The organism is Pseudomonas sediminis (genome assembly GCF_002741105.1).
Lineage (GTDB): Bacteria > Pseudomonadota > Gammaproteobacteria > Pseudomonadales > Pseudomonadaceae > Aquipseudomonas > Aquipseudomonas sediminis.
In genome coordinates this window covers 989,386-1,008,112 of record NZ_NIQU01000001.1, presented here as the reverse complement: position 1 = coordinate 1,008,112, position 18,727 = coordinate 989,386, and the positions used below count along the sequence as shown (strand labels likewise).

Annotated in this window: 15 protein-coding genes; 7 read left to right on the top strand and 8 right to left on the bottom strand. The window is 62.3% G+C overall.

Annotation, left to right across the window (positions count from 1 at the left end; translation table 11 throughout):
- The first annotated feature begins 3 nt into the window (after nt 1-3).
- Entirely contained in the window at nt 4-1,422 is a 1,419-nt protein-coding gene (locus CDO35_RS04645) for an FAD-dependent oxidoreductase (protein ID WP_041976377.1), read from the top strand.
- Here CDO35_RS04645 and CDO35_RS04640 read toward each other — a convergent pair.
- A complete protein-coding gene (locus CDO35_RS04640) occupies nt 1,407-3,338 on the bottom strand; it encodes a sigma 54-interacting transcriptional regulator (protein WP_099522781.1) in 1,932 nt (643 codons plus the stop codon). The two genes, CDO35_RS04645 and CDO35_RS04640, sit on opposite strands and share 16 nt — an antisense overlap.
- Before the next feature lie 268 nt (nt 3,339-3,606).
- Here CDO35_RS04640 and CDO35_RS04635 point away from each other — a divergent pair, with 268 nt between their 5' ends.
- The 5 genes from CDO35_RS04635 to hemE all read left to right on the top strand — a co-directional run bounded on the left by CDO35_RS04635 (nt 3,607) and on the right by hemE (nt 8,327).
- Nucleotides 3,607-4,974, top strand: a complete 1,368-nt coding sequence (locus CDO35_RS04635) for a CmpA/NrtA family ABC transporter substrate-binding protein (protein ID WP_099522780.1) — start codon at nt 3,607-3,609, stop codon at nt 4,972-4,974.
- On the top strand, nt 4,974-5,810 hold the full coding sequence (gene ntrB / locus CDO35_RS04630) for a nitrate ABC transporter permease (RefSeq protein ID WP_092379626.1): 837 nt from the start codon (nt 4,974-4,976) through the stop codon (nt 5,808-5,810). The genes CDO35_RS04635 and ntrB overlap by 1 nt, the downstream gene beginning before the upstream one ends.
- A gap of 4 nt (nt 5,811-5,814) precedes the next feature.
- Nucleotides 5,815-6,723 carry an ABC transporter ATP-binding protein gene (locus CDO35_RS04625; RefSeq protein WP_099522779.1) on the top strand — a complete coding sequence of 303 codons (909 nt, stop codon included), beginning with the start codon at nt 5,815-5,817 and terminating at the stop codon, nt 6,721-6,723.
- Nucleotides 6,716-7,156, top strand: a complete 441-nt coding sequence (cynS, locus tag CDO35_RS04620) for a cyanase (protein ID WP_074936561.1) — start codon at nt 6,716-6,718, stop codon at nt 7,154-7,156. Before CDO35_RS04625 ends, cynS begins: the two co-directional genes overlap by 8 nt.
- 103 nt (nt 7,157-7,259) lie before the next feature.
- The gene (gene hemE / locus CDO35_RS04615; protein WP_099522778.1) at nt 7,260-8,327 is read left to right on the top strand and encodes a uroporphyrinogen decarboxylase; all 1,068 of its coding nucleotides are present in this window, start codon (nt 7,260-7,262) and stop codon (nt 8,325-8,327) included.
- 36 nt (nt 8,328-8,363) lie between these two features.
- Here hemE and CDO35_RS04610 read toward each other — a convergent pair whose 3' ends face one another.
- Entirely contained in the window at nt 8,364-8,795 is a 432-nt protein-coding gene (locus CDO35_RS04610; protein WP_021487809.1) for a hypothetical protein, read from the bottom strand.
- A gap of 166 nt (nt 8,796-8,961) precedes the next feature.
- Between CDO35_RS04610 and CDO35_RS04605 the strand changes: the two genes are divergently transcribed.
- Nucleotides 8,962-9,732: a ParA family protein gene (locus CDO35_RS04605; RefSeq protein ID WP_099522777.1), complete on the top strand. Its 771-nt coding sequence runs from the start codon at nt 8,962-8,964 to the stop codon at nt 9,730-9,732.
- 45 nt (nt 9,733-9,777) lie between these two features.
- Here the strand turns inward: CDO35_RS04605 and CDO35_RS04600 are convergent, their stop codons facing one another.
- From CDO35_RS04600 to mscK, 6 genes are all read right to left on the bottom strand, one after another.
- The gene (locus tag CDO35_RS04600; protein WP_099522776.1) at nt 9,778-10,575 is read right to left on the bottom strand and encodes a universal stress protein; all 798 of its coding nucleotides are present in this window, start codon (nt 10,573-10,575) and stop codon (nt 9,778-9,780) included.
- A gap of 122 nt (nt 10,576-10,697) precedes the next feature.
- Entirely contained in the window at nt 10,698-11,141 is a 444-nt protein-coding gene (locus tag CDO35_RS04595) for a PaaI family thioesterase (RefSeq protein WP_099522775.1), read from the bottom strand.
- Nucleotides 11,142-11,233: 92 nt separating this feature from the next.
- Nucleotides 11,234-11,668, bottom strand: coding sequence for a thioredoxin TrxC (gene trxC, locus CDO35_RS04590; protein ID WP_099522774.1), 435 nt, complete (start codon nt 11,666-11,668; stop codon nt 11,234-11,236).
- A 58-nt stretch (nt 11,669-11,726) separates the two neighbouring features.
- Entirely contained in the window at nt 11,727-13,517 is a 1,791-nt protein-coding gene (locus tag CDO35_RS04585) for an SLC13 family permease (RefSeq protein WP_099522978.1), read from the bottom strand.
- 282 nt (nt 13,518-13,799) lie between these two features.
- Nucleotides 13,800-15,263: a protein adenylyltransferase SelO gene (selO, locus tag CDO35_RS04580; protein ID WP_099522773.1), complete on the bottom strand. Its 1,464-nt coding sequence runs from the start codon at nt 15,261-15,263 to the stop codon at nt 13,800-13,802.
- 16 nt (nt 15,264-15,279) lie between these two features.
- A complete protein-coding gene (mscK, locus tag CDO35_RS04575) occupies nt 15,280-18,630 on the bottom strand; it encodes a mechanosensitive channel MscK (RefSeq protein WP_099522772.1) in 3,351 nt (1,116 codons plus the stop codon).
- Between the last annotated feature and the right edge of the window lie 97 nt (nt 18,631-18,727).

Below are 18,727 nucleotides of genomic sequence, written 5' to 3'. Positions count from 1 at the left end.
GCAATGACTGAACGTCTGAATAACGACTTCCAGTTCATCGAAGTCGGGCGCAAAGACCCGAAGAAGAAACTGCTGCGTCAGCGCAAGAAGGAATTCGTCGAGATCTACGACAACTTCAAGCCGGCGCAAGCTGCAGACCAGGCGCATCGCTGCCTGGGCTGCGGCAACCCGTATTGCGAGTGGAAGTGCCCGGTGCACAACTTCATTCCGAACTGGCTGAAGCTGGTCTCGGAAGGCAACATCCTGGCCGCCGCCGAGCTCTCGCACCAGACCAACACCCTGCCGGAAGTCTGCGGTCGCGTGTGCCCGCAGGATCGCCTCTGCGAAGGTGCCTGCACCCTCAATGACGGCTTCGGCGCGGTGACCATCGGTTCGGTGGAGAAGTACATCACCGACACCGCCTTCGCCATGGGCTGGCGCCCGGACATGTCCAAGGTCAAACCGACCGGCAAGCGTGTCGCGGTGATCGGTGCCGGCCCGGCCGGCCTGGGCTGCGCCGACGTGCTGGTGCGCAACGGCGTGACCCCGGTGGTGTTCGACAAGAACCCGGAAATCGGTGGCCTGCTGACCTTCGGTATCCCCGAGTTCAAGCTGGAAAAGACCGTGCTCAGCCGCCGCCGTGAAGTCTTCACCGGCATGGGCATCGAGTTCCGCCTGAACACCGAGATCGGCAAGGACGTGACCATGCAGCAACTGCTGGATGAGTACGATGCCGTGTTCATGGGCATGGGCACCTACACCTACATGAAGGGCGGTTTCCCGGGTGAAGACCTGCCGGGCGTCTATGACGCGCTGGACTTCCTCATCGCCAACGTCAACCGCAACCTCGGTTTCGAGAAGTCGCCGGAAGACTTCATCGACATGAAGGGCAAGCGTGTCGTGGTGCTGGGCGGTGGTGACACCGCGATGGACTGCAACCGCACCTCGATCCGTCAGGGCGCCAAGGCCGTGACCTGCGCCTACCGCCGTGACGAAGAGAACATGCCGGGCTCGCGCAAGGAAGTTAAGAACGCCAAGGAAGAGGGTGTGAAGTTCCTCTTCAACCGCCAGCCCATCGCCATCGTCGGCGACGGCAAGGTGGAAGGCATCAAGGTGGTCGAGACCCGTCTCGGCGAGCCGGATGCCCGTGGCCGCCGCAGCCCTGAGCCGATCCCGGGTTCCGAGGAGGTCATCCCGGCGGAAGCCGTGCTGATCGCTTTCGGTTTCCGTCCGAGCCCGGCGCCCTGGTTCGAGCAGTTCGAGATCCAGACCGACAGCCAGGGCCGCGTCGTGGCGCCCGAGCAGTCGCAGTTCAAGCACCAGACCAGCAATCCGAAGATTTTCGCCGGTGGCGACATGGTGCGTGGTTCCGATCTGGTAGTGACGGCGATCTTCGAAGGCCGCAACGCCGCCGAAGGCATCCTCGACTACCTCGGCGTCTGATTCGTCTCGTACCTGCGCGACTGCGACCTCCCCGGTCGATAGTCGCGCGGGTCGATGGCGAAGCTCTCCAGGCGTGAGCGCAGGGTCGTTGGCTTCAGCTCCAGCAATCGCGCGGCGCCGTCCTTTCCCGATATCCTGCCCGCACAGGCCTTCAGTGCTGCGATCAGGTTTTCGCGCATCTGCCGGCGTTGCTCGCCCTGAGTGAAAATCCGCATTTCCTGTTCGACCGGTGGCTGTGACGGTGCGTCGTTGCCGTTGTCGTTGGGCAAGTCCAAACGCAGCCGGGTGCCGGGAGAAATGATCACCGCGCGCTCGATCAGGTTCTCCAGTTCACGAATGTTGCCCGGCCAGGAATAGGCTTGCAGGCGTTGGATGTCGGCCAGGCGCAGGCTCGGCTCGGCGCGGTTGAGCTGACGACAGGCGCGGCCGAGAAAGTGCTGGGCCAGGGGCGGAATGTCTTCCGGGCGCTGGCGCAGCGGCGCCGACTCGATGGGGAAGACGTTGAGGCGAAAGTAGAGGTCTTCGCGGAAGCGGCCGGCGCGCACTTCCTGGCGCAGGTCGCGGTTGGTGGCAGCGATCACGCGTACATCCACCTGACGGGTACGGTTGTCGCCGACCCGTTCCAACTGTTGTTCCTGCAGCACTCGCAGCAGCTTGCTTTGCAGCTCCAGGGGTATTTCGCCGACTTCGTCGAGAAACAACGTGCCGCCATCGGCCAGTTCGAAGCGCCCGACGCGGTCGTTCAACGCGCCGGTGAAAGCGCCGCGGATATGGCCGAAGAATTCGCTCTCGAACAGTTCGCGCGGCACCGCCGCGCAGTTCACCCGGATCAGTGGGCGACGACTGCGCCCGCTGTTGTCATGAATGGCGCGGGCGATCAGCTCCTTGCCGGTGCCTGACTCGCCGGTGATCAGCACGTTGGCGCTGGTGGGGGCGACCAGCTCGATCTGATGGATTACCTGCTGCATGGCGGCGCTGCGCCCGACCAGGTCGTGCTGGGCGTACTCGCCACGAATTTCCTCCTGCAGGTAGGCATTCTCCAGCTCCAGGCGTTGCTTGAGTTGCTGCACCTCGCTCAGGGCCTGGCGCAGCCGGCGCTCGGTCTCCAGGCGTTCGCTGATGTCACGAAACACCACCACGGCGCCGACCAGTTCACCGTCGTCGCGCAGCGGCGTGCTGGTGTAATCCACCGGGATCGGCTTGCCGTCCTTGTTCCAGAACACCTCGTCGGCCACCTGGTGCACTTCGCCGTCGTTGAAGGCGGCATAGATCGGACAGGTGTGGCCGTCGTAGGTGCTGCCGTCGGGATGGTGGTGGTGAATCAGGTCGTGAATGTTGTGGCCGATCAGGTCGTCGGCACGCCAGCCGAGAATGCGCTCGGCTGCCGGGTTGACGAAGGTGGTCTCGCCATTACGGTTGACGCCGTAGATGCCCTCGCCAGCGGCGCCGAGGATCAGCTGATTCTGCCGCTCGAACTGGCGGAAGATGCGCTCCACGCCCTGCCATTCGAGCAGCCCCTGACGTTGGTAGCGCTCGGCTTCAGCGAGCCCGCGCAGGGCGTCGAGGCGGCGGCGCTGTTGGATCAGCAGGCCGAGCAGGGTGGTGCCGTCATGCTCCAGGCGGCTGCCGTCGATTTCCACCTCCAGGCGCTCGCCATCGCGACGTAGCAGCCCGAGGCCGTCGCGCCAGGCAGCGCCGCGCACCTGCACTTCCTCGGTGAAGGTGACCAGTGCTCCCAGGTCATGCGCCCAGAGACGGCTGGCGCGCTGTGCGAGCAGTTCATCCAGCGGCCAGCCGAGCAGGGCGCAACAGGCTGGATTGGCATGCAGGATGCGGTCGTGGATTGGATCGATGACCAGGCTGGCGCTCTGCATGTGTTGCAGCAGCAATTGGCTGGCGGCATTTGGATCAGGCATCTCGGGCCTCGCGGGATTGAGCTTGTATCTTGTTATCCAAAGGCCGTGCCATTTGACGAAATATCGTTTCTGGCGCTGACGAAATCTCGTTAATGACGAAATATCGTTTTTAAGGAATTTGATTAAAGTCGTTATTTTTCAATTGTTTAATTTGTTTTTTGAGCTGGTACAGCTCCTGCAATAGCTGACATGAACCGGCCAGCAATGGCTCAGCCCAGTCAGCGCCCGCCTCACCAATCTGGGGCAGGCCATCGCAGGAGTGATCACGATGAGCGTCAACAGTCTGGACGATCCATTCAGCCCCGACAGCGAGCTGTCCCATGCCGCCGGGTGTGCTTGCCAGCGTTGCACGCCGAGTGCCGCTGCGCTGCCCGATAGCAGCGAAGCTATGCTCGATCGCGCGGTGGAGAACGCCATCGTGCGCGGCGTGTTCGGCCACAACGATTTCTCCCGACGCAGTTTCATGGGGATGATCGGTGGCGGCGTCGCGGCGGCGATTCTGGGCAGCATGATCCCGCTGGATGCGGTCAAGGCGGCGGTCAAGGACAGCCTTGGCCCGCTGGAAAAGACCAAGCTGAAGATTGGCTTCGTGCCCATCACCTGCGCCACGCCGATCATCATGGCCGAGCCGATGGGCTTCTACGCCAAGTACGGGCTGGAGGTGGAAACGGTGAAGACCGCGGGCTGGGCGGTGGCGCGCGACAAGTCTCTGGCCGGCGAATACGACGCCTCGCACATGCTCTCGCCGATGCCACTGGCTATCAGCCTGGGGCTGGGTTCGACGCAGACGCCTTTCGTCATGCCGGCGCTGGAGAACGTCAACGGCCAGGCCATCGTGCTCGGCATGCAGCATCAGGACAAACGCGATCCGAAGCTGTGGAAGGGCATGCGCTTCGGTGTGCCGTTCGAATATTCGATGCACAACTTCCTGTTGCGCTATTACGTCGCCGAGCATGGCCTGGATCCGGATCGCGATATCCAGATTCGCGTGGTGCCGCCACCGGAGATGGTCGCCAACCTGCGTGCCGGCAACCTCGATGGCTTCCTCTCGCCGGACCCGTTCAACCAGCGCGCGGTGTGGGAGAAGGTCGGTTTCATCCACCTGCTGACCAAGGAGCTGTGGCCGGGCCATCCGTGCTGCGCCTTCGCCTGCAGCCAGCGCTTCGCCAGCGAGAACCCCAACACCTACGGCGCACTACTGCATGCGCTGATCGATGCCACGCAGTACTCCTCCAAGGCCGAGAACCGCAAGGCGGTGGCCGAGGCGATCTCCACCCGCAACTACCTCAACCAGCCGGTGCCGGTGGTGCAGCAGGTTCTTAGCGGGCGCTATGCCGATGGCCTCGGCAACATCCATGACGAGCCACGGCGCATCGACTTCGATCCGTTCCCCTGGCAGTCGATGGCGGTGTGGATCCTCACCCAGATGAAACGCTGGGGCTATCTGCAGGGGGATGTCGACTACCGCAACATAGCCGAGCGGGTGTTCCTCGCGGCTGACGCCGGCAAGGTGATGAAAGAACTTGGCCTGCCGGTACCGGCCGATGCCTACAAATCCTTCAGTGTGATGGGCAAGCCCTTCGATCCGGCCGATCCGGACGGTTATCTGGCCAGCTTCGCCATGCGGAGGTCGTGATGAAAGCGTCCATTTCCCTGCGCGCGGCGATTCTTTCCGTTGTGCTGCTGGTGCTGCTGCTGGTGGTCTGGGAGGTGCTCTGCCGCGTGCCCGCCAGCGCCGCAGTCAGTGCTGATGACGAATACGCCATGCTGATGGGCGAAGCCGAGCAAGAGGCCCGCGTGCCGCCACCTTCGGTGGTGCTGGCGCATGCCTATGCCGAGCTGAGCCAGCCGTTCTATGACAACGGGCCTAACGACAAGGGCATCGGCATCCAACTTGCGCACTCGTTGTACCGGGTGTTGACCGGCTATCTGCTGGCGGCGCTGGTGGCGATCCCCGTTGGTTTCGTCATTGGCATGTCGCCGTTGATGTACCGCGCGCTCAATCCCTTCATCCAGATACTGCGACCGATCTCGCCGCTGGCCTGGATGCCGTTGGCGCTGTTCGTGATCAAGGATTCGCAGACCTCGGCGATCTTTGTGATCTTCATCTGCTCGGTGTGGCCGATGTTGCTCAACACCGCCTTCGGCGTCGCTGGCGTACGTCGCGACTGGATCAACGTCGCCCGCACTCATGAGCTGAGCCCGCTGCGCACGGCGTTCAGCGTGATCCTGCCGGCGGCCATGCCGACCATCCTCACCGGCATGCGCATCTCGGTCGGTATCGCCTGGCTGGTGATCGTCGCCGCCGAGATGCTCGTCGGTGGCACCGGTATTGGTTACTACGTGTGGAACGAGTGGAACAACCTCAACCTGGCCAGCGTGATCTTCTCGATTCTGATGATCGGCGTGGTCGGCATGCTGCTCGACCTTCTGCTGGGCAGCGTCGCCCGTCTCGTCAGCTACCAGGAGTGATGTCATGTCCCGCTATTTTCTCGATGCCCGCCGCCTGGCCAAACGTTTCCCGCAACCCGGCAGCGAGCCGCTGACAGTCTTCGAGGACGTCAGCTTCGGTCTCGACCAGGGCGAGTTCGTCTGCATCATCGGTCACTCCGGTTGTGGTAAATCGACCATCCTCAACGCCCTGGCCGGGCTCGACAGCTTCAGCGAAGGCACGCTGGAAATGGCTGGCAAGGAAGTCGCCGGGCCCAGCCTCGAACGTGGCGTGGTGTTCCAGAACTACAGCCTGCTGCCCTGGCTCAGCGCGCTGGAGAACGTCGAATTCGGCGTGCGTGCGCGGTTTCCCCTGTGGACGAAGGAGCAGCGCCGTGCACACAGCCGCAAGTACCTGGAGATGGTCGGCCTGGGCGGTTCCGAGGCTCGCAAGCCGGCGCAGCTGTCCGGCGGCATGCGCCAGCGCGTGAGCATCGCCCGCGCCTTTGCCACCCAACCAAAGTTGCTGCTGCTCGATGAACCCTTCGGCGCGCTGGATGCCCTGACCCGCGGGGTGATCCAGGACGAGCTGATCAAGATCTGGAGCGCTACTAAGCAGACGGTGTTCATGATCACTCATGACGTCGACGAGGCGATCATGCTCTCCGACCGCATCCTGCTGATGACCAACGGCCCGCAGGCGCGCATCGCCGAGTCGGTACGCATCGATCTGCCTCGGCCACGGCAGCGCGACCAGGTGATTCACCACCCGGCGTACTACCGCATCCGCAACCACCTCGTGGACTTCCTGGTGAACCGCTCACACGAATTGCGCGGCCGCACCGTGGCCGACGAGCAAGGCTTCCCGCCCGAAATCAACCCCGCCCTGGACGAGCCGGCAGCGGCCGCCAGAGTCGTACCTCTGACCCCCGTGAAGGAGTTTCACCATGGATAAGCAAGAAATGCGTAGCACCATCATCGCCGCCAAGGAGCGCCTCGGCCTGGATTGGGCGGAAATCGGCAAGGGCATCGGCATGTCGCCGGTGTGGACCACTTCGGCCTGCCTGGGCATGAACAGCATGCCCAAGGTGAATGCCGACGCACTGTGCGAGACCCTCGAGCTGCCGGAGGAAGTCTCCGCTGCGCTGCAGGCGTTCCCGCACAAACATTGGGACAAGGCCGTGCCCACCGATCCGCTGATCTATCGCTTCTACGAGATGATCAACGTCTATGGCGAGACCATCAAAGAGCTGATCCACGAAGAATTCGGCGACGGCATCATGAGCGCCATCGACTTCAGCATGGATATTTCCCGCGTCGCCGACCCCAAGGGTGACCGCGTGCAGATCGTGCTAAATGGCAAGTTTTTGCCCTATCGCAGCTGGTGAATTGTCGCGGCATATCGTCGCGATGGACAAAAGGCACGGCACCCGCCGTGCCTTTTGTTTTGCGCTCTGCGAAAATGCCCGCACTTTTTTCTAGGACTCTGCCATGACCGCCCTGAAGAACGACCGTTTCCTGCGTGCCCTGCTCAAGCAACCCGTGGACGTCACGCCGATCTGGATGATGCGCCAAGCCGGTCGCTATCTGCCGGAATACCGCGCGACCCGGGCCAAGGCCGGCGACTTCGTGAGCCTGATGAAGAACCCGGAGCTGGCCTGCGAGGTCACCATCCAGCCGCTGGATCGCTACCCGCAACTGGATGCGGCGATCCTGTTCTCCGACATCCTCACTATCCCCGATGCCATGGGCCAGGGCCTGTACTTCGAGACGGGCGAGGGCCCGCGTTTCAAGAAGGTAGTCAGCAGCCTGGCCGACATCGAGGCACTGCCCGTGCCGGACCCGGAGAAGGATCTGGGCTACGTGATGGACGCCGTGCGCACCATTCGTCGTGAACTCAATGGCCGCGTGCCGCTGATCGGCTTCTCCGGCAGTCCGTGGACGCTGGCCACCTACATGGTCGAAGGCGGCTCGTCGAAGGACTTCCGCAAGACCAAGGCCATGCTCTACGACAACCCGCAAGCCTTGCACGCGCTGCTCGACAAGCTGGCGCAGTCGGTCACGGCCTACCTCAACGGGCAGATCCTGGCCGGTGCGCAGGCGGTACAGATCTTCGACTCCTGGGGCGGCGCGCTGTCGGCAGCGGCCTATCAGGAGTTCTCCCTGGCCTACATGAAGAAGATCGTCGACGGCCTGATTCGCGAGCACGACGGGCGTCGTGTGCCGGTGATCCTGTTCACCAAGGGCGGTGGCCTGTGGCTCGAATCCCTTGCTGACACAGGCGCTGAGGCGCTGGGCCTGGACTGGACGTGCGACATCGGCAGCGCCCGCGCCCGTGTCGGTGCCAAGGTTGCCCTGCAGGGCAACATGGACCCGGCGGTGCTCTACGCCAAGCCGGCGGCGATTCGTGCCGAGGTGGCGCGCATCCTGGCCGCTTACGGTGCAGGCAGCGGCCATGTGTTCAACCTTGGCCATGGCATCACTCCGGAGGTCGACCCGGCTCACGCTGGCGCCTTCTTCGAGGCCGTGCACGAGCTGTCGGCGCAGTATCACCAGTGATGCATAAAAAAGCCCGGCAATGCCGGGCTTTTTAAATTAGAAGCCTGCGCGGTATTTGGTATCGACCTTGCGCTTTTCCAGCGTGTACTGAGCGATATCGAGTTGACCACTGCCTAGCTGATCATCCAGCTCCTGCATCTCACGCTCATGCAGTTTGGCGACGTGGGCTTTGGTCACGTTGTAATTGATGGCGCGAGACGCATCGTAGCCGCTGATAGGATCCCAGAGGATGGACAGCGGCCAGAACAGCAGGTTGACCACGCCAAAACCGTATTCGCGGCCGTAGAACGATCCGCCGCCCGGCAACAGACCGAGCGCTGCACCGGTGCCTGGACTTTTCTCCTGAACGGCCAGGCCACGGGCTTCGTAGGAGTCGAGTTCAGCTTTCTGTACGGAGTTCAGTCCGTTGGCGCAGCCTGTAGTAATTACGAGAAGACTGCCGATCAAAAGTGTACGCAGGTACTGCATTACATGTCCTTGATTTTAATAGATGTCCTGAGGTGCGCGGTGGCGCGCGCGCAAACTATCATGCGTGGTGGCGTTTAGCTACCAAATGTGGGTTTCGCTCCACGCCTCGCGCTTGTCACAGCCTTTGCATAGAATCCAAAGTCATTCAGGCTCAGGGAGATGTGCGATGCGACGTGTGGTGTTCAACCAGAAGGGGGGCGTTGGTAAGTCCAGTATCGCTTGCAACCTGGCTGCGGTAAGTGCGGCGCAGGGGTATCGCACCCTGTTGATCGACCTGGATGCCCAGGCCAATTCGACCCATTACCTCACCGGGCTGACCGGCGAGGAGATTCCCATGGGTATTGCCGACTTCTTCAAGCAGACCCTGGCTTCCGGGCCTTTTGCCAAGAAGGGCAAGGTGGATATCTACGAGACGCCGTTCGACAACCTGCATGTGGTCACCGCCACGGCTGAGCTGGCCGAGCTGCAGCCCAAGCTCGAGCAGAAGCACAAGATCAACAAGCTGCGCAAACTGCTCGACGAGTTGGCCGAAGATTACGACCACATCTACCTGGATACCCCGCCGGCACTGAATTTCTATACGGTTTCAGCCTTGATCGCCGCAGACCGCGTGTTGATTCCCTTCGACTGCGACAGCTTCTCGCGCAACGCGCTGTACGGTCTGCTGGCCGAGATCGAGGAATTGAAGGAGGACCATAACGATGGTCTGGAGGTGGAGGGCATCGTGGTCAACCAGTTCCAGCCGCGCGCGACCTTGCCGCAGCAGTTGCTGGATGAGCTGATCGCCGAAGGATTGCCGGTGTTGCCGGTAAACCTGATGAGCTCGGTGAAAATGCGCGAGTCGCACCAGGTGTGCACGCCGCTGATCCATCTGGATGCACGGCACAAGCTGACCCAGCAGTTCGTCGAACTGCACGATCTGCTCAATCAGGCTTGAAGGTTTGTCAGCGATAAATCAAGGCGCCCGTGGGCGCCTTGTTCGTTAGCGCACCACGAACACGTCGCAGGGCGCCTTGTGCAGGAAGTGCTGCGCCAGGCTGCCCAGGAGCGCCTGAGAGAAGGCGCTACGGCCGTGGCTGCCGAGTACCAGCAGTTCTGCTCGACGCGTCTTGATCTGCTCCTGCAGGCTGCGCAGGATGCCGCCTTGCAGCACTTCATGGCTCAGTTTCGGGCCGTCCGCTGGAAGTTTCTGTGCTTCGTCGAGCAGTAGCTGATCGATCAGGCCTTGCTGGGTCTGCAGTTGCAGTTCTACCTGCTGCGGCGTGCCCTTGTCCGGTTCGAATACATGCAGGGCGTGCAACTCGGCATGGCCAGGCAGCAATTGATAGGCCTGGCCGAGTGCGCTGCAGGCGCACAGGGAAAAATCGATGGCGGCCAGCGCCCGCTGATAAGGATGGGAGTCGTTGCGTGCGACCAGCAGCAGCGGCACCGTGCAGCGTCGGGCGATACGGTCGAGGCTGGTGCCGGAGAAAAAGTCATGGCGCTGGTGGTGCCCGCCCAGCACCAGCAGATCGCAGCCGCTGTCCTGAACCTGTTGCAGGACGACCTCCGACGGTTTGCCGCTGAGCATGCGCAGCTCGGTGCCGGGCGGGGCGTATTGGGTCAGGCTGCGATCCAGCGCCTGGCGCGCTTTCTCATGCTGGTCGCTGCTCTGGCTTGGGTCGAGCACATGCAGCATGGTCAGGCGGGCGTTATGCTGCTGGGCCAACTGGGTGGCGCGGCATAGCGCCATGTCAGCGGTGTCGCGCAGGTCATGGGCGATGAGGATGTGCTTGAACATGGTGACGGCTCTCCTGCCGATACCCCTCGGCAATTTTATTGTGCCTGTTCAGATAGCCGCTCTTTTGACCTATGGCAAGGTCAGGGACTGTTACCGAGTGCGAATGCAGGCAGCGGCGTCATTCAGCGTAAACGCAATTGGTAGTGGCCGCGACTTTCTGCGACTACTTCTCCATCACCGTCGGTCAGTTGCAGCTCCAGCAGGTAATCGGCCTTGCCCTGGTGGCTGGCCTGTTCTTCCAAGCGAGCGATTTCCTCGGCCGAAAGGCGCGCCTCGACCTGGATATCACCCGTGGCGGGGCGACGAAAACGCAGGCTCATTTCCTTGATGATGGGGTAGAAGCGCTGGGCGTCGAAGCTGGTCAGAAACAGCGCGCCGCCGGGTATTTCCGCCAGGGTGAAGAGAGCGCCGGCGTACATGCTGCCGATATGATTCTGGTTGCCTTGCAGGGGCATGCGCAGGCGCACGAAACCTGGTTCCAGCACCTCGGACTTGAGGCCGCTGCGTTTGACGAAGGCGATCTGTTCTTCGGTGAGTTGGCGGGCGATTTCAACGGGCAGCGGCATGGCGAAACTCCTTGAGCGGACGTTTTGCCAGACTAAGGGGCCGGTGGCGCGCTGCAATTGACCGCAGCGCCCGCGGCGAGTGACCGAAGCGCTCAGATACCCTGCTGACGCAGCCATGCCTGCAGTTGCGGCAGCGGCATGGCGCCACTCTGGCGGGCGACTTCGACGCCGCCTTTGAACAGGATCAGGCTGGGAATCGAACGGATGCCCAATTGCCCGGCCAGGTTCGAGTTGGCCTCGCTGTCCAGTTTGCCCAGGCGGCAGCGCCCTTGCAGTTGTGCGGCCGCCTGCTGAAAGGTTGGCGCGAAGGCCTGGCAGGGACCGCACCAACTGGCCCAGACGTCCACCAGCAATGGCAGGTCGCCCTTCAACTGACTGGCGAAGTTGGCTTGGGTCAGGGTGATCGGCGCAGCGGGCAGCACTTCACTCTTGCAGCGACCGCAGCGTGGGGCGTCGTTCCGACGCTCGGCAGGAATACGGTTGAGCCCGTTGCAGTGCGGGCAGGGAATCAGTAGCGGATCGGACATGAGGCGAGGCTCCGTGGGGCATGTGCATTAAATGGAGCCAGCGCCTGCGGATATCAAGTCAGAGCGGGGTCAGCGGGAAGAACCAGGGGATGACCACTGTAGCGACGCCCCACAGCAGCAGGTTCAGCGGAATACCGATCTTCATGAAGTCGGTGAAGCGGTAGCCACCGGCGTTGTAGACGAAGGTGTTGGTCTGGTAACCGATGGGCGTGGCGAAGCTGGCGCTGGCGGCGAACATCACAGCGACGACGAAGGCGCGTGGGTCGACGCCCAGATGTTGAGCCATGCCAATGGCGATGGGGGTCACCAGTACGGCCACGGCATTGTTCGACAACACCTCGGTGAGGATGGACGTGAATAGGTAGATGAAGCTCAGCATCAGCAGCGGCCCGGCCCAGGGCAACCAGCCCATGACGTTCTCCACCATGAGTTTGACCAGACCCACCTTGTCCATGGCGATGCTGATGGCCAGCATGCCGAAGATCAGGCTGAGGATCTTCCAGTCCACAGCCTTGTAGGCGTCCTCCACGTCCAGGCAGCGCGTAGCCAACACGGTCACTGCGCCGATGATCGCCAGCCCTTCGATAGGCATCACACCGAAGGCCGCTAGCAGCATCACAGCGAGGGTCGAGATGATCGCGATGGGCGCCTTGTCGCGGCGGAAGGCGCGTTCCTGCACGGCGTTGAGGCTGATCAGTTCGCCGTTGTCGGCGAAGCGTTTGATCTGCGCCGGTGTGCCTTCGACCAGCATCACGTCGCCGAATTGCAGTTCGAAATCATCCAGGTTGCCCTGCACGTTCTCGTCCTGGCGGTGCACGGCGAGCACGGCGATGCCGTAACGTGCGGTGAGGTCGAGATCGCGCATTGGGCGGTGGCTGTAGCGCGAGTTACGCCCGACGATGGCCTCGGCGAGGATCACATCGTGGCTGCTGATGGTCTCGAAGGCGTCACCACGGTTGAAACTCAGGTGGCCGCTTTCGCGCAGCTCCACCACATCCTTGACCTGGCCGTGCAGCACCAGGCGGTCGCCACTGGCCAGCAGGGTTTCGGCGCTGGGTGCGGTCAGCTCCTGCTCTTCACGGAACAGCTTGAGCACCTGCAGGCCGCTGCCGCCATTGAGGTTGGCCTCGTGCAAGGTCTTGCCGATCATCGGCGAGTTGTGTGGCACCAGCAGTTCGGTCATGAAGGTGCGCGGCAGATCAGGGCGCAGCTGGCGTGACAGGGTCTCGCGCTCCGGCAGCAGGTGGCGGCCGATGGTCAGCAGATACAACATGCCAAAGGCCGCCATGACCAGGCCGACACCGGTGATCTCGAAGATGCCAAAGGGCGCGAGGCCGGCCTTGCGCGCGACGCCGTCGACCAGAATGTTGGTCGAGGTGCCGATCATGGTCAGGGTGCCGCCGAGGATGGTGGCGTAGGACAGCGGGATCAACAGCTTCGACGGCAAGGTGCCGGCGCGACGCGCCAGAGCGATGGCCACCGGGGTGAGGATGGCCACGACTGGCGTATTGTTGAGGCAGGCGGAGACCACCAGTGCGGTAACGGTGAGGCCAGTGAGCACGCGAATCGGGCTGGTGCCGACCAGATTGCCCAGCCAGTTGCCGAGAGCGTCGATGCAGCCGGTACGCTCCAGCGCGGCGGAGAGCACGAACATGCAGGCGATGGTCACGGGGGCAGAGTTGGACAGCACGCTGAGTACTTCGCCCGGCGTTAGCAGTTGGCTGACCAGCAAGGCGGCCACGGCGATAGCGGCGACTATGTCCGGGCTCCATTTCTCGCGAACGAAGGCATACAGCACCCAGATCAGCAGGGCGCCGACAAACAGCAGGGGCAGGGAATCCCAGAACATGAACATCCTTAGATCCTGCATGTGATTCAGGTGGCTGACGCGGCGTTTGGGCTCGCGGCGCTGGCTGACGAAATCAGGGGCAGAATCTTTGCGTCGAATCTCGTGTGAGGTATCGGGCACGCACTGGGCGGCCTGGCAAGGCGCCAAGATAGAGGGGTTCTTTTAGATAGTCTAAGAATGTTTGGGCAGATTGATATGCCTTTTCGATTTAACAGATAAGTGCAGTCGAAAGGCCGGCCAACGTCAGTGAGCTGCTGCACAACAGGGCGGCAGCACTATCACTCACGACGAACAGCTGATCTCCAGATGCTTGCCCCACTCCGGCGGACGCTCTGCATAGCCTTCGAACCCCGGCTGCTCGTCAAACGGTCGTGACAGTACCGAGTGCAGCTCGCGCACTGGAGCGTAGTCGCCTCGCTCTGCCGCTTCGATGGCGTGCTGGGCGAGGTAGTTGCGCAGGATGTACTTGGGATTGACCGTGTGCATGCGCGCCTGGCGTTCGCTCTGCTGCCCGCCTTCCAGTTCGCAGCGGGCCAGATAGTCGCGGCTCCAGGCATCGAAGCCGGCGAGGTCGACGAAATCATCGCGTACGACCTTGAGCGACTCGGCGGGTGCCTGGTCGCCGAGGTGGCGGAAGAACAAGGTGTAGTCGGTGGATTTACCGGCCTGCATCAGTTGCAGCAGACGCTGGATCAGCGCTTCGTCCTCCTCCTCGGCGCTGGTGAAGCCCAGGCGCTTGCGCATCAGGTCGAGGTAATGCGCCTGGTATAACGGCAGGAACAACTCCAAGGCCTCGCGCAATTGTTCGACCGCGGCGAATGGCGTCATGGCCTGAGCCAGTGCGGCGAGGTTCCAGTGGGCGATGGGCACCTGATTGCTGAAGCTGTAGCGGCCGGTGTCATCGGAGTGGTTGCAGATGTGGTTGGCGTCGAAGTCGTCGAGGAAGGCGTAAGGGCCGTAGTCGAAGGTGATGCCGAGGATCGACATGTTGTCGGTGTTCATCACGCCATGGCAGAAGCCATAGGCCTGCCAGTGGGCGATCATCGCGGCGGTGCGTTCGATCACCTCGCGCAGCAGGGCCAGCCAGGGCTCGTCCTGCTCCAGGCAGGCGGGGAAGTGGCAGGCCATGACATGTTCACCGAGGGTCTTCAGGTGCTCGTGCTGGCGCGTGTAGTAGAAGTATTCGAAGTGGCCGAAACGTATGTGGCTCTGCGCCAGGCGCAGGACCATGGCGGCGCTTTCCTGCTTCTCGCGCCACACCGGCGTGCTCGATCCGGTTACGCACAGCGCGCGCGAGCTGGGGATGCCGAGGGCGTGCAGGTGTTCGCTGGCGAGAAACTCGCGGATCGAGCTGCGCAGCACCGCGCGGCCGTCGCCCATGCGCGAGTAGGGCGTCATGCCGGCGCCTTTCAGATGCAGATCCCAGTGCTGGCCAGCCTCGTTGAGCACTTCGCCCAGCAGCAGTCCGCGACCGTCGCCCAATCGTGGGGTGTAGCCCCCGAACTGGTGACCGGAATAGACCATGGCACGTGGCTCGGCCTCCTCCCAAAACTTGTGTCCGGCGAACAGTTCGGCGAACTCGGGGCGCTGCGCTTCGCTAGCGGCGAGATCGAGCAGAGCCAATGCCGACTCGCTCGCCACCACCAACCTTGGCTGCTCGATCGGTTCGGGCAGTATTTCGGTTGAGAACGCATCACCGAGGCGGGCGAAGCGGTTGTCGAAGCTCAGTGTATCGAGACTTTTCACCAGGGTTCCTAACTGCTCAGGGCGCCGCGGGCGGCTTGGGTGGTTGCTGCAGGCTGGCTGCGCCGGCAGCTGCGGCCTTGGTCAGATCCTTTTGATCGAGTTTTTGCTCACCGTGTTCAAGGTTCTTCACATACACCTCGACCTGACGGAAGGCGATGTTGATGCCGTTCTTCGGGAACTCGCGGTCGATGAAGCGGTTGATCTCGTCGGTGGCCGGGTTGCGGTCGCCTAGGTCGCGCACGTGGATGCGCAGCTCATGGTCCAGCGTGCTCTCGCCAAAGTTGAGGAAGTACACCAGCGGCGACGGCTCCTTGAGCACCCTGGGGTTTTCCTGCGCCGCTTGTAGCAGCAGCTTGCGCACCAGGTCGAGATCCGAGCCATAGCCCACGCCGACCTTGAGGGTGACGCGGGTGACCGTGTCGCTCAGCGACCAGTTGATCAATTGGCCGGTGATGAAGGTCTTGTTCGGAACGATGATTTCCTTGTGGTCGAAATCCGTAATGGTGGTAGCGCGGATACGAATCTTGCTCACCGTGCCGGACAGATTGCCGATGGTCACGACGTCACCAATACGCACCGGGCGCTCGAACAGGATGATCAGGCCAGAAATGAAATTGGCGAAGATTTCCTGCAGGCCGAAACCCAGGCCGACCGACAATGCCGCCACCAGCCACTGCAGCTTGTCCCAGCTGACGCCGAGTGTCGACAGCGTGGTGACGATACCAATGGCCACCAGTGCATAGGACAGCAGGGTGGTGGTGGCATAGGCGCTGCCTTGTGCCAGACGCATGCGCGAGAGCACCAGTACCTCGAGCAGGCCCGGCAGGTTGCGCGCCAGGGCTACGGTGATGGCGACGATGATCAGCGCGCCGATTACGTCCATTAGGCTGATCGGCACCAGCGTCGCGTTGTCCCCGGTACCGCTGCTGTACTCGTAGAGATTGATCGTATCGAGGTAGGTGAAGACGCCGATCAGGTCGGCCCAGACCCAGTACAGGCAGAGCAGGAAACCGCCGAGCAGAGCCAGGCGAATCAGGCGCAGGGACTGCTGGTTGACCTGCTCGATATCGAGCGTCGGCTCCTCGATCACTGCCTCGCCTTCTGCGCCGTCCTTGACCTGCGCCTGGCGTTTGGCCAGGGCACGCTGATAGGCCAGGCGTCTTGCTGCGACGCTCAGGCCGCGCACCAGCGTAGCCTCGACGATAAGCAGGATGATCAGCAGGTACAGGGTATCGATCAAGCGGTCGGTGAGCTTGAGCGCCGTGTAGTAATAGCCGAACGCAACCGCACCGATCAGCGCCAGCGGCAGCAGGTTGAACAGCACGCCGACACTGGTGCGCAAGGCGGAGGTATTCTCGCGCAGCGGAGCGCTGAACAGCAGGTGGAACAGCAGCCAGGCCATCAGGGCGTAGCAGCTGAGGACCACGGCGATGCCGATGACGTCGTTGGCCAGGCTCGCTGGCTGGTGTTCGGCAATGCTCACTACGGCCACCAGCGCCATCACCACCAGGCCCAGGCGACGCAGGTGCTGACGGAAGAAGGCGACGTTGGCCGGTGGCCAATGGAAGTGCATGATGGCCACGCCATCCGGAGACAGAATCCGGTGAAGGGTGTAGAACACCAGCCAGGCTTCTGCCATCTCGTAGAGTGCAGCGCCCAAGTAGAGGTTCTGCCCGCGGGCATCATGCAGCAGGGCATAGCCGCAAAGCGCCAGGAATAAAGTAACCGGCAGCGCGAGGATGACGTTTAGCCCCAGCGCCATTGGTGTATGCAGCTGGCTGTCGTGCTTGTAATGGCCGATGTCGCCATGCAGCGCGCTGAGCTTGTCGAACAGATACTGGCGCCGCCAGAGGATCAGCGCGCAGAGCAGAATCAGTGGCAGAAATACAAGGGGGCGCTCGATCAGTCCGGCCCCCAGTTCACTGATGGCCATACCCCAGGGCATGTCGGCCAGTTGCTGCTTGAGGTAGCGAGGCGCTGACTTGAGCCACTCGAGATCCAGGGGTTTGTTACTGGGAATCCAGAACATCTGCTCATCGATAGTCGCGCGCAGGCTACTGGCGGTGCTTTGCAGCTCCTTTTGATTGAGCTGCAGGGTGATCGATTCATTGAGCAGCGCATTCAGCGAGCGATTCAGGCGGTCGAGTAATTCACGCCGGGTGTTGAGCTGCTCGCGCAGTGCACTGCGCAGTTCCGGGGTGACCTCCTCGCTCGGCTGACCGCTGAGCAGGTTATCCACATAGCGGGCAGGGTCGCTGATTTCTTCGCGCTGCTTGTTCAGCTCGAACTGATAGAGGCGAATGTCGGCGATCTCGTCGGCCAGTGAGCCGTCTTCGAGCTTCAGTTTCGGTAGAGCCTGTTTCTGCTGGTAGAGAATCTTCGAAAGCAGCAGACTGCCTTGCAGCACCCGAATCTGCTCATCCAGTGCCTGATCAGCCTGAGCCAGGTTGTCCAACTGCTGACGCGTTTGCAGGTTCTGCTCGGTCAGGCTGTTGAGGCGGTCGGTTGCGCGTAGTAGGTAGTCGGAGAGCTTTAGGTTAAGGGTGCTCTCCTTGGCCAGCAGCTTGTCCGAACTGGCGCGTTCAGCCTCCAGGGACTGCTCGGCCACGGTCTGCTCCGACTCAGCGCGGCGTCGATCATTGATCAGGCTCTGCAGTGCCTGACGCTCCTGTTCGGCGCGGTTGATGCGTTCCTCAAGCAGGGCGCGTTGGGCGCCACCCAGGTCCTGCAGCAGGCTGTTGCCTGCCAGCTCCTGACGCCGTACTTGCGTCTGCGCTGCGAGTAATGCCAGCTCAGCATTGAACTGGTCACGGCGCTCCGGGCTCAGGAGCTTGCCGTCATAGCGGCCAGTCTTGAGCGCATCATTGATGATCTGGCTACGCGCCTGATTCTGGCTGATCTCGGCTTGCGCACGCTCGGGGCGTGTCTGTGCAGTGATGACCAGGCTGTTGGCTTCGATGATTGCCTTGTTCCACTCGGTGAGCTGGGTGGAGCGGTCGGTGAGCAGTTGTTCCAGTTGCGCCAGGTTGGTGCGCGCGTGACGCTCGGTGATCGGTACTTCCGAGCTGGCCTTGAGTCGGCTCAGCTCGCGCTGGGCCTCGTTGATCAGGCGCGGCGCTTCATCCAGTTGCTTGCGCAAATCGCTGAGACGCTGATCAGCGCTCTGGCGGTCCTGCAGCATGCGCAAGGTCTGCTCAAGGGTCTGTTTCAGTGCCAGTTGTTCTGCTTCCGGCAGCTTGCGGTCTGCCAGACCGTCAAGACTCTGCTGCACACTTTCGGCTTTTGGTGGCTCCTCGGCAAATACCTGCGCGGCACCGAGACACAGGGTTAACACAACGGCAGTGAGGGAGAGGCGCAACAGATGCATGGTCGATTGATCTACTGAGTGAGCGGTAACGATTGAGAATACCTGCGGCACAACGAAGACGCGGGCCTTGAGGCCCGCGCGTGAAGCTGATGCTAGC

What these genes read in the sequence shown, in the direction of transcription:
- CDO35_RS04645 (WP_041976377.1), top strand. Translation starts at nt 4, where the DNA reads ATGACTGAACGTCTGAATAACGACTTCCAGTTCATCGAAGTCGGGCGC.
- CDO35_RS04640 (WP_099522781.1), bottom strand. Translation starts at nt 3,338, where the DNA reads ATGCCTGATCCAAATGCCGCCAGCCAATTGCTGCTGCAACACATGCAG.
- CDO35_RS04635 (WP_099522780.1), top strand. Translation starts at nt 3,607, where the DNA reads ATGAGCGTCAACAGTCTGGACGATCCATTCAGCCCCGACAGCGAGCTG.
- ntrB (WP_092379626.1), top strand. Translation starts at nt 4,974, where the DNA reads ATGAAAGCGTCCATTTCCCTGCGCGCGGCGATTCTTTCCGTTGTGCTG.
- CDO35_RS04625 (WP_099522779.1), top strand. Translation starts at nt 5,815, where the DNA reads ATGTCCCGCTATTTTCTCGATGCCCGCCGCCTGGCCAAACGTTTCCCG.
- cynS (WP_074936561.1), top strand. Translation starts at nt 6,716, where the DNA reads ATGGATAAGCAAGAAATGCGTAGCACCATCATCGCCGCCAAGGAGCGC.
- hemE (WP_099522778.1), top strand. Translation starts at nt 7,260, where the DNA reads ATGACCGCCCTGAAGAACGACCGTTTCCTGCGTGCCCTGCTCAAGCAA.
- CDO35_RS04610 (WP_021487809.1), bottom strand. Translation starts at nt 8,795, where the DNA reads ATGCAGTACCTGCGTACACTTTTGATCGGCAGTCTTCTCGTAATTACT.
- CDO35_RS04605 (WP_099522777.1), top strand. Translation starts at nt 8,962, where the DNA reads ATGCGACGTGTGGTGTTCAACCAGAAGGGGGGCGTTGGTAAGTCCAGT.
- CDO35_RS04600 (WP_099522776.1), bottom strand. Translation starts at nt 10,575, where the DNA reads ATGTTCAAGCACATCCTCATCGCCCATGACCTGCGCGACACCGCTGAC.
- CDO35_RS04595 (WP_099522775.1), bottom strand. Translation starts at nt 11,141, where the DNA reads ATGCCGCTGCCCGTTGAAATCGCCCGCCAACTCACCGAAGAACAGATC.
- trxC (WP_099522774.1), bottom strand. Translation starts at nt 11,668, where the DNA reads ATGTCCGATCCGCTACTGATTCCCTGCCCGCACTGCAACGGGCTCAAC.
- CDO35_RS04585 (WP_099522978.1), bottom strand. Translation starts at nt 13,517, where the DNA reads ATGTTCTGGGATTCCCTGCCCCTGCTGTTTGTCGGCGCCCTGCTGATC.
- mscK (WP_099522772.1), bottom strand. Translation starts at nt 18,630, where the DNA reads ATGCATCTGTTGCGCCTCTCCCTCACTGCCGTTGTGTTAACCCTGTGT.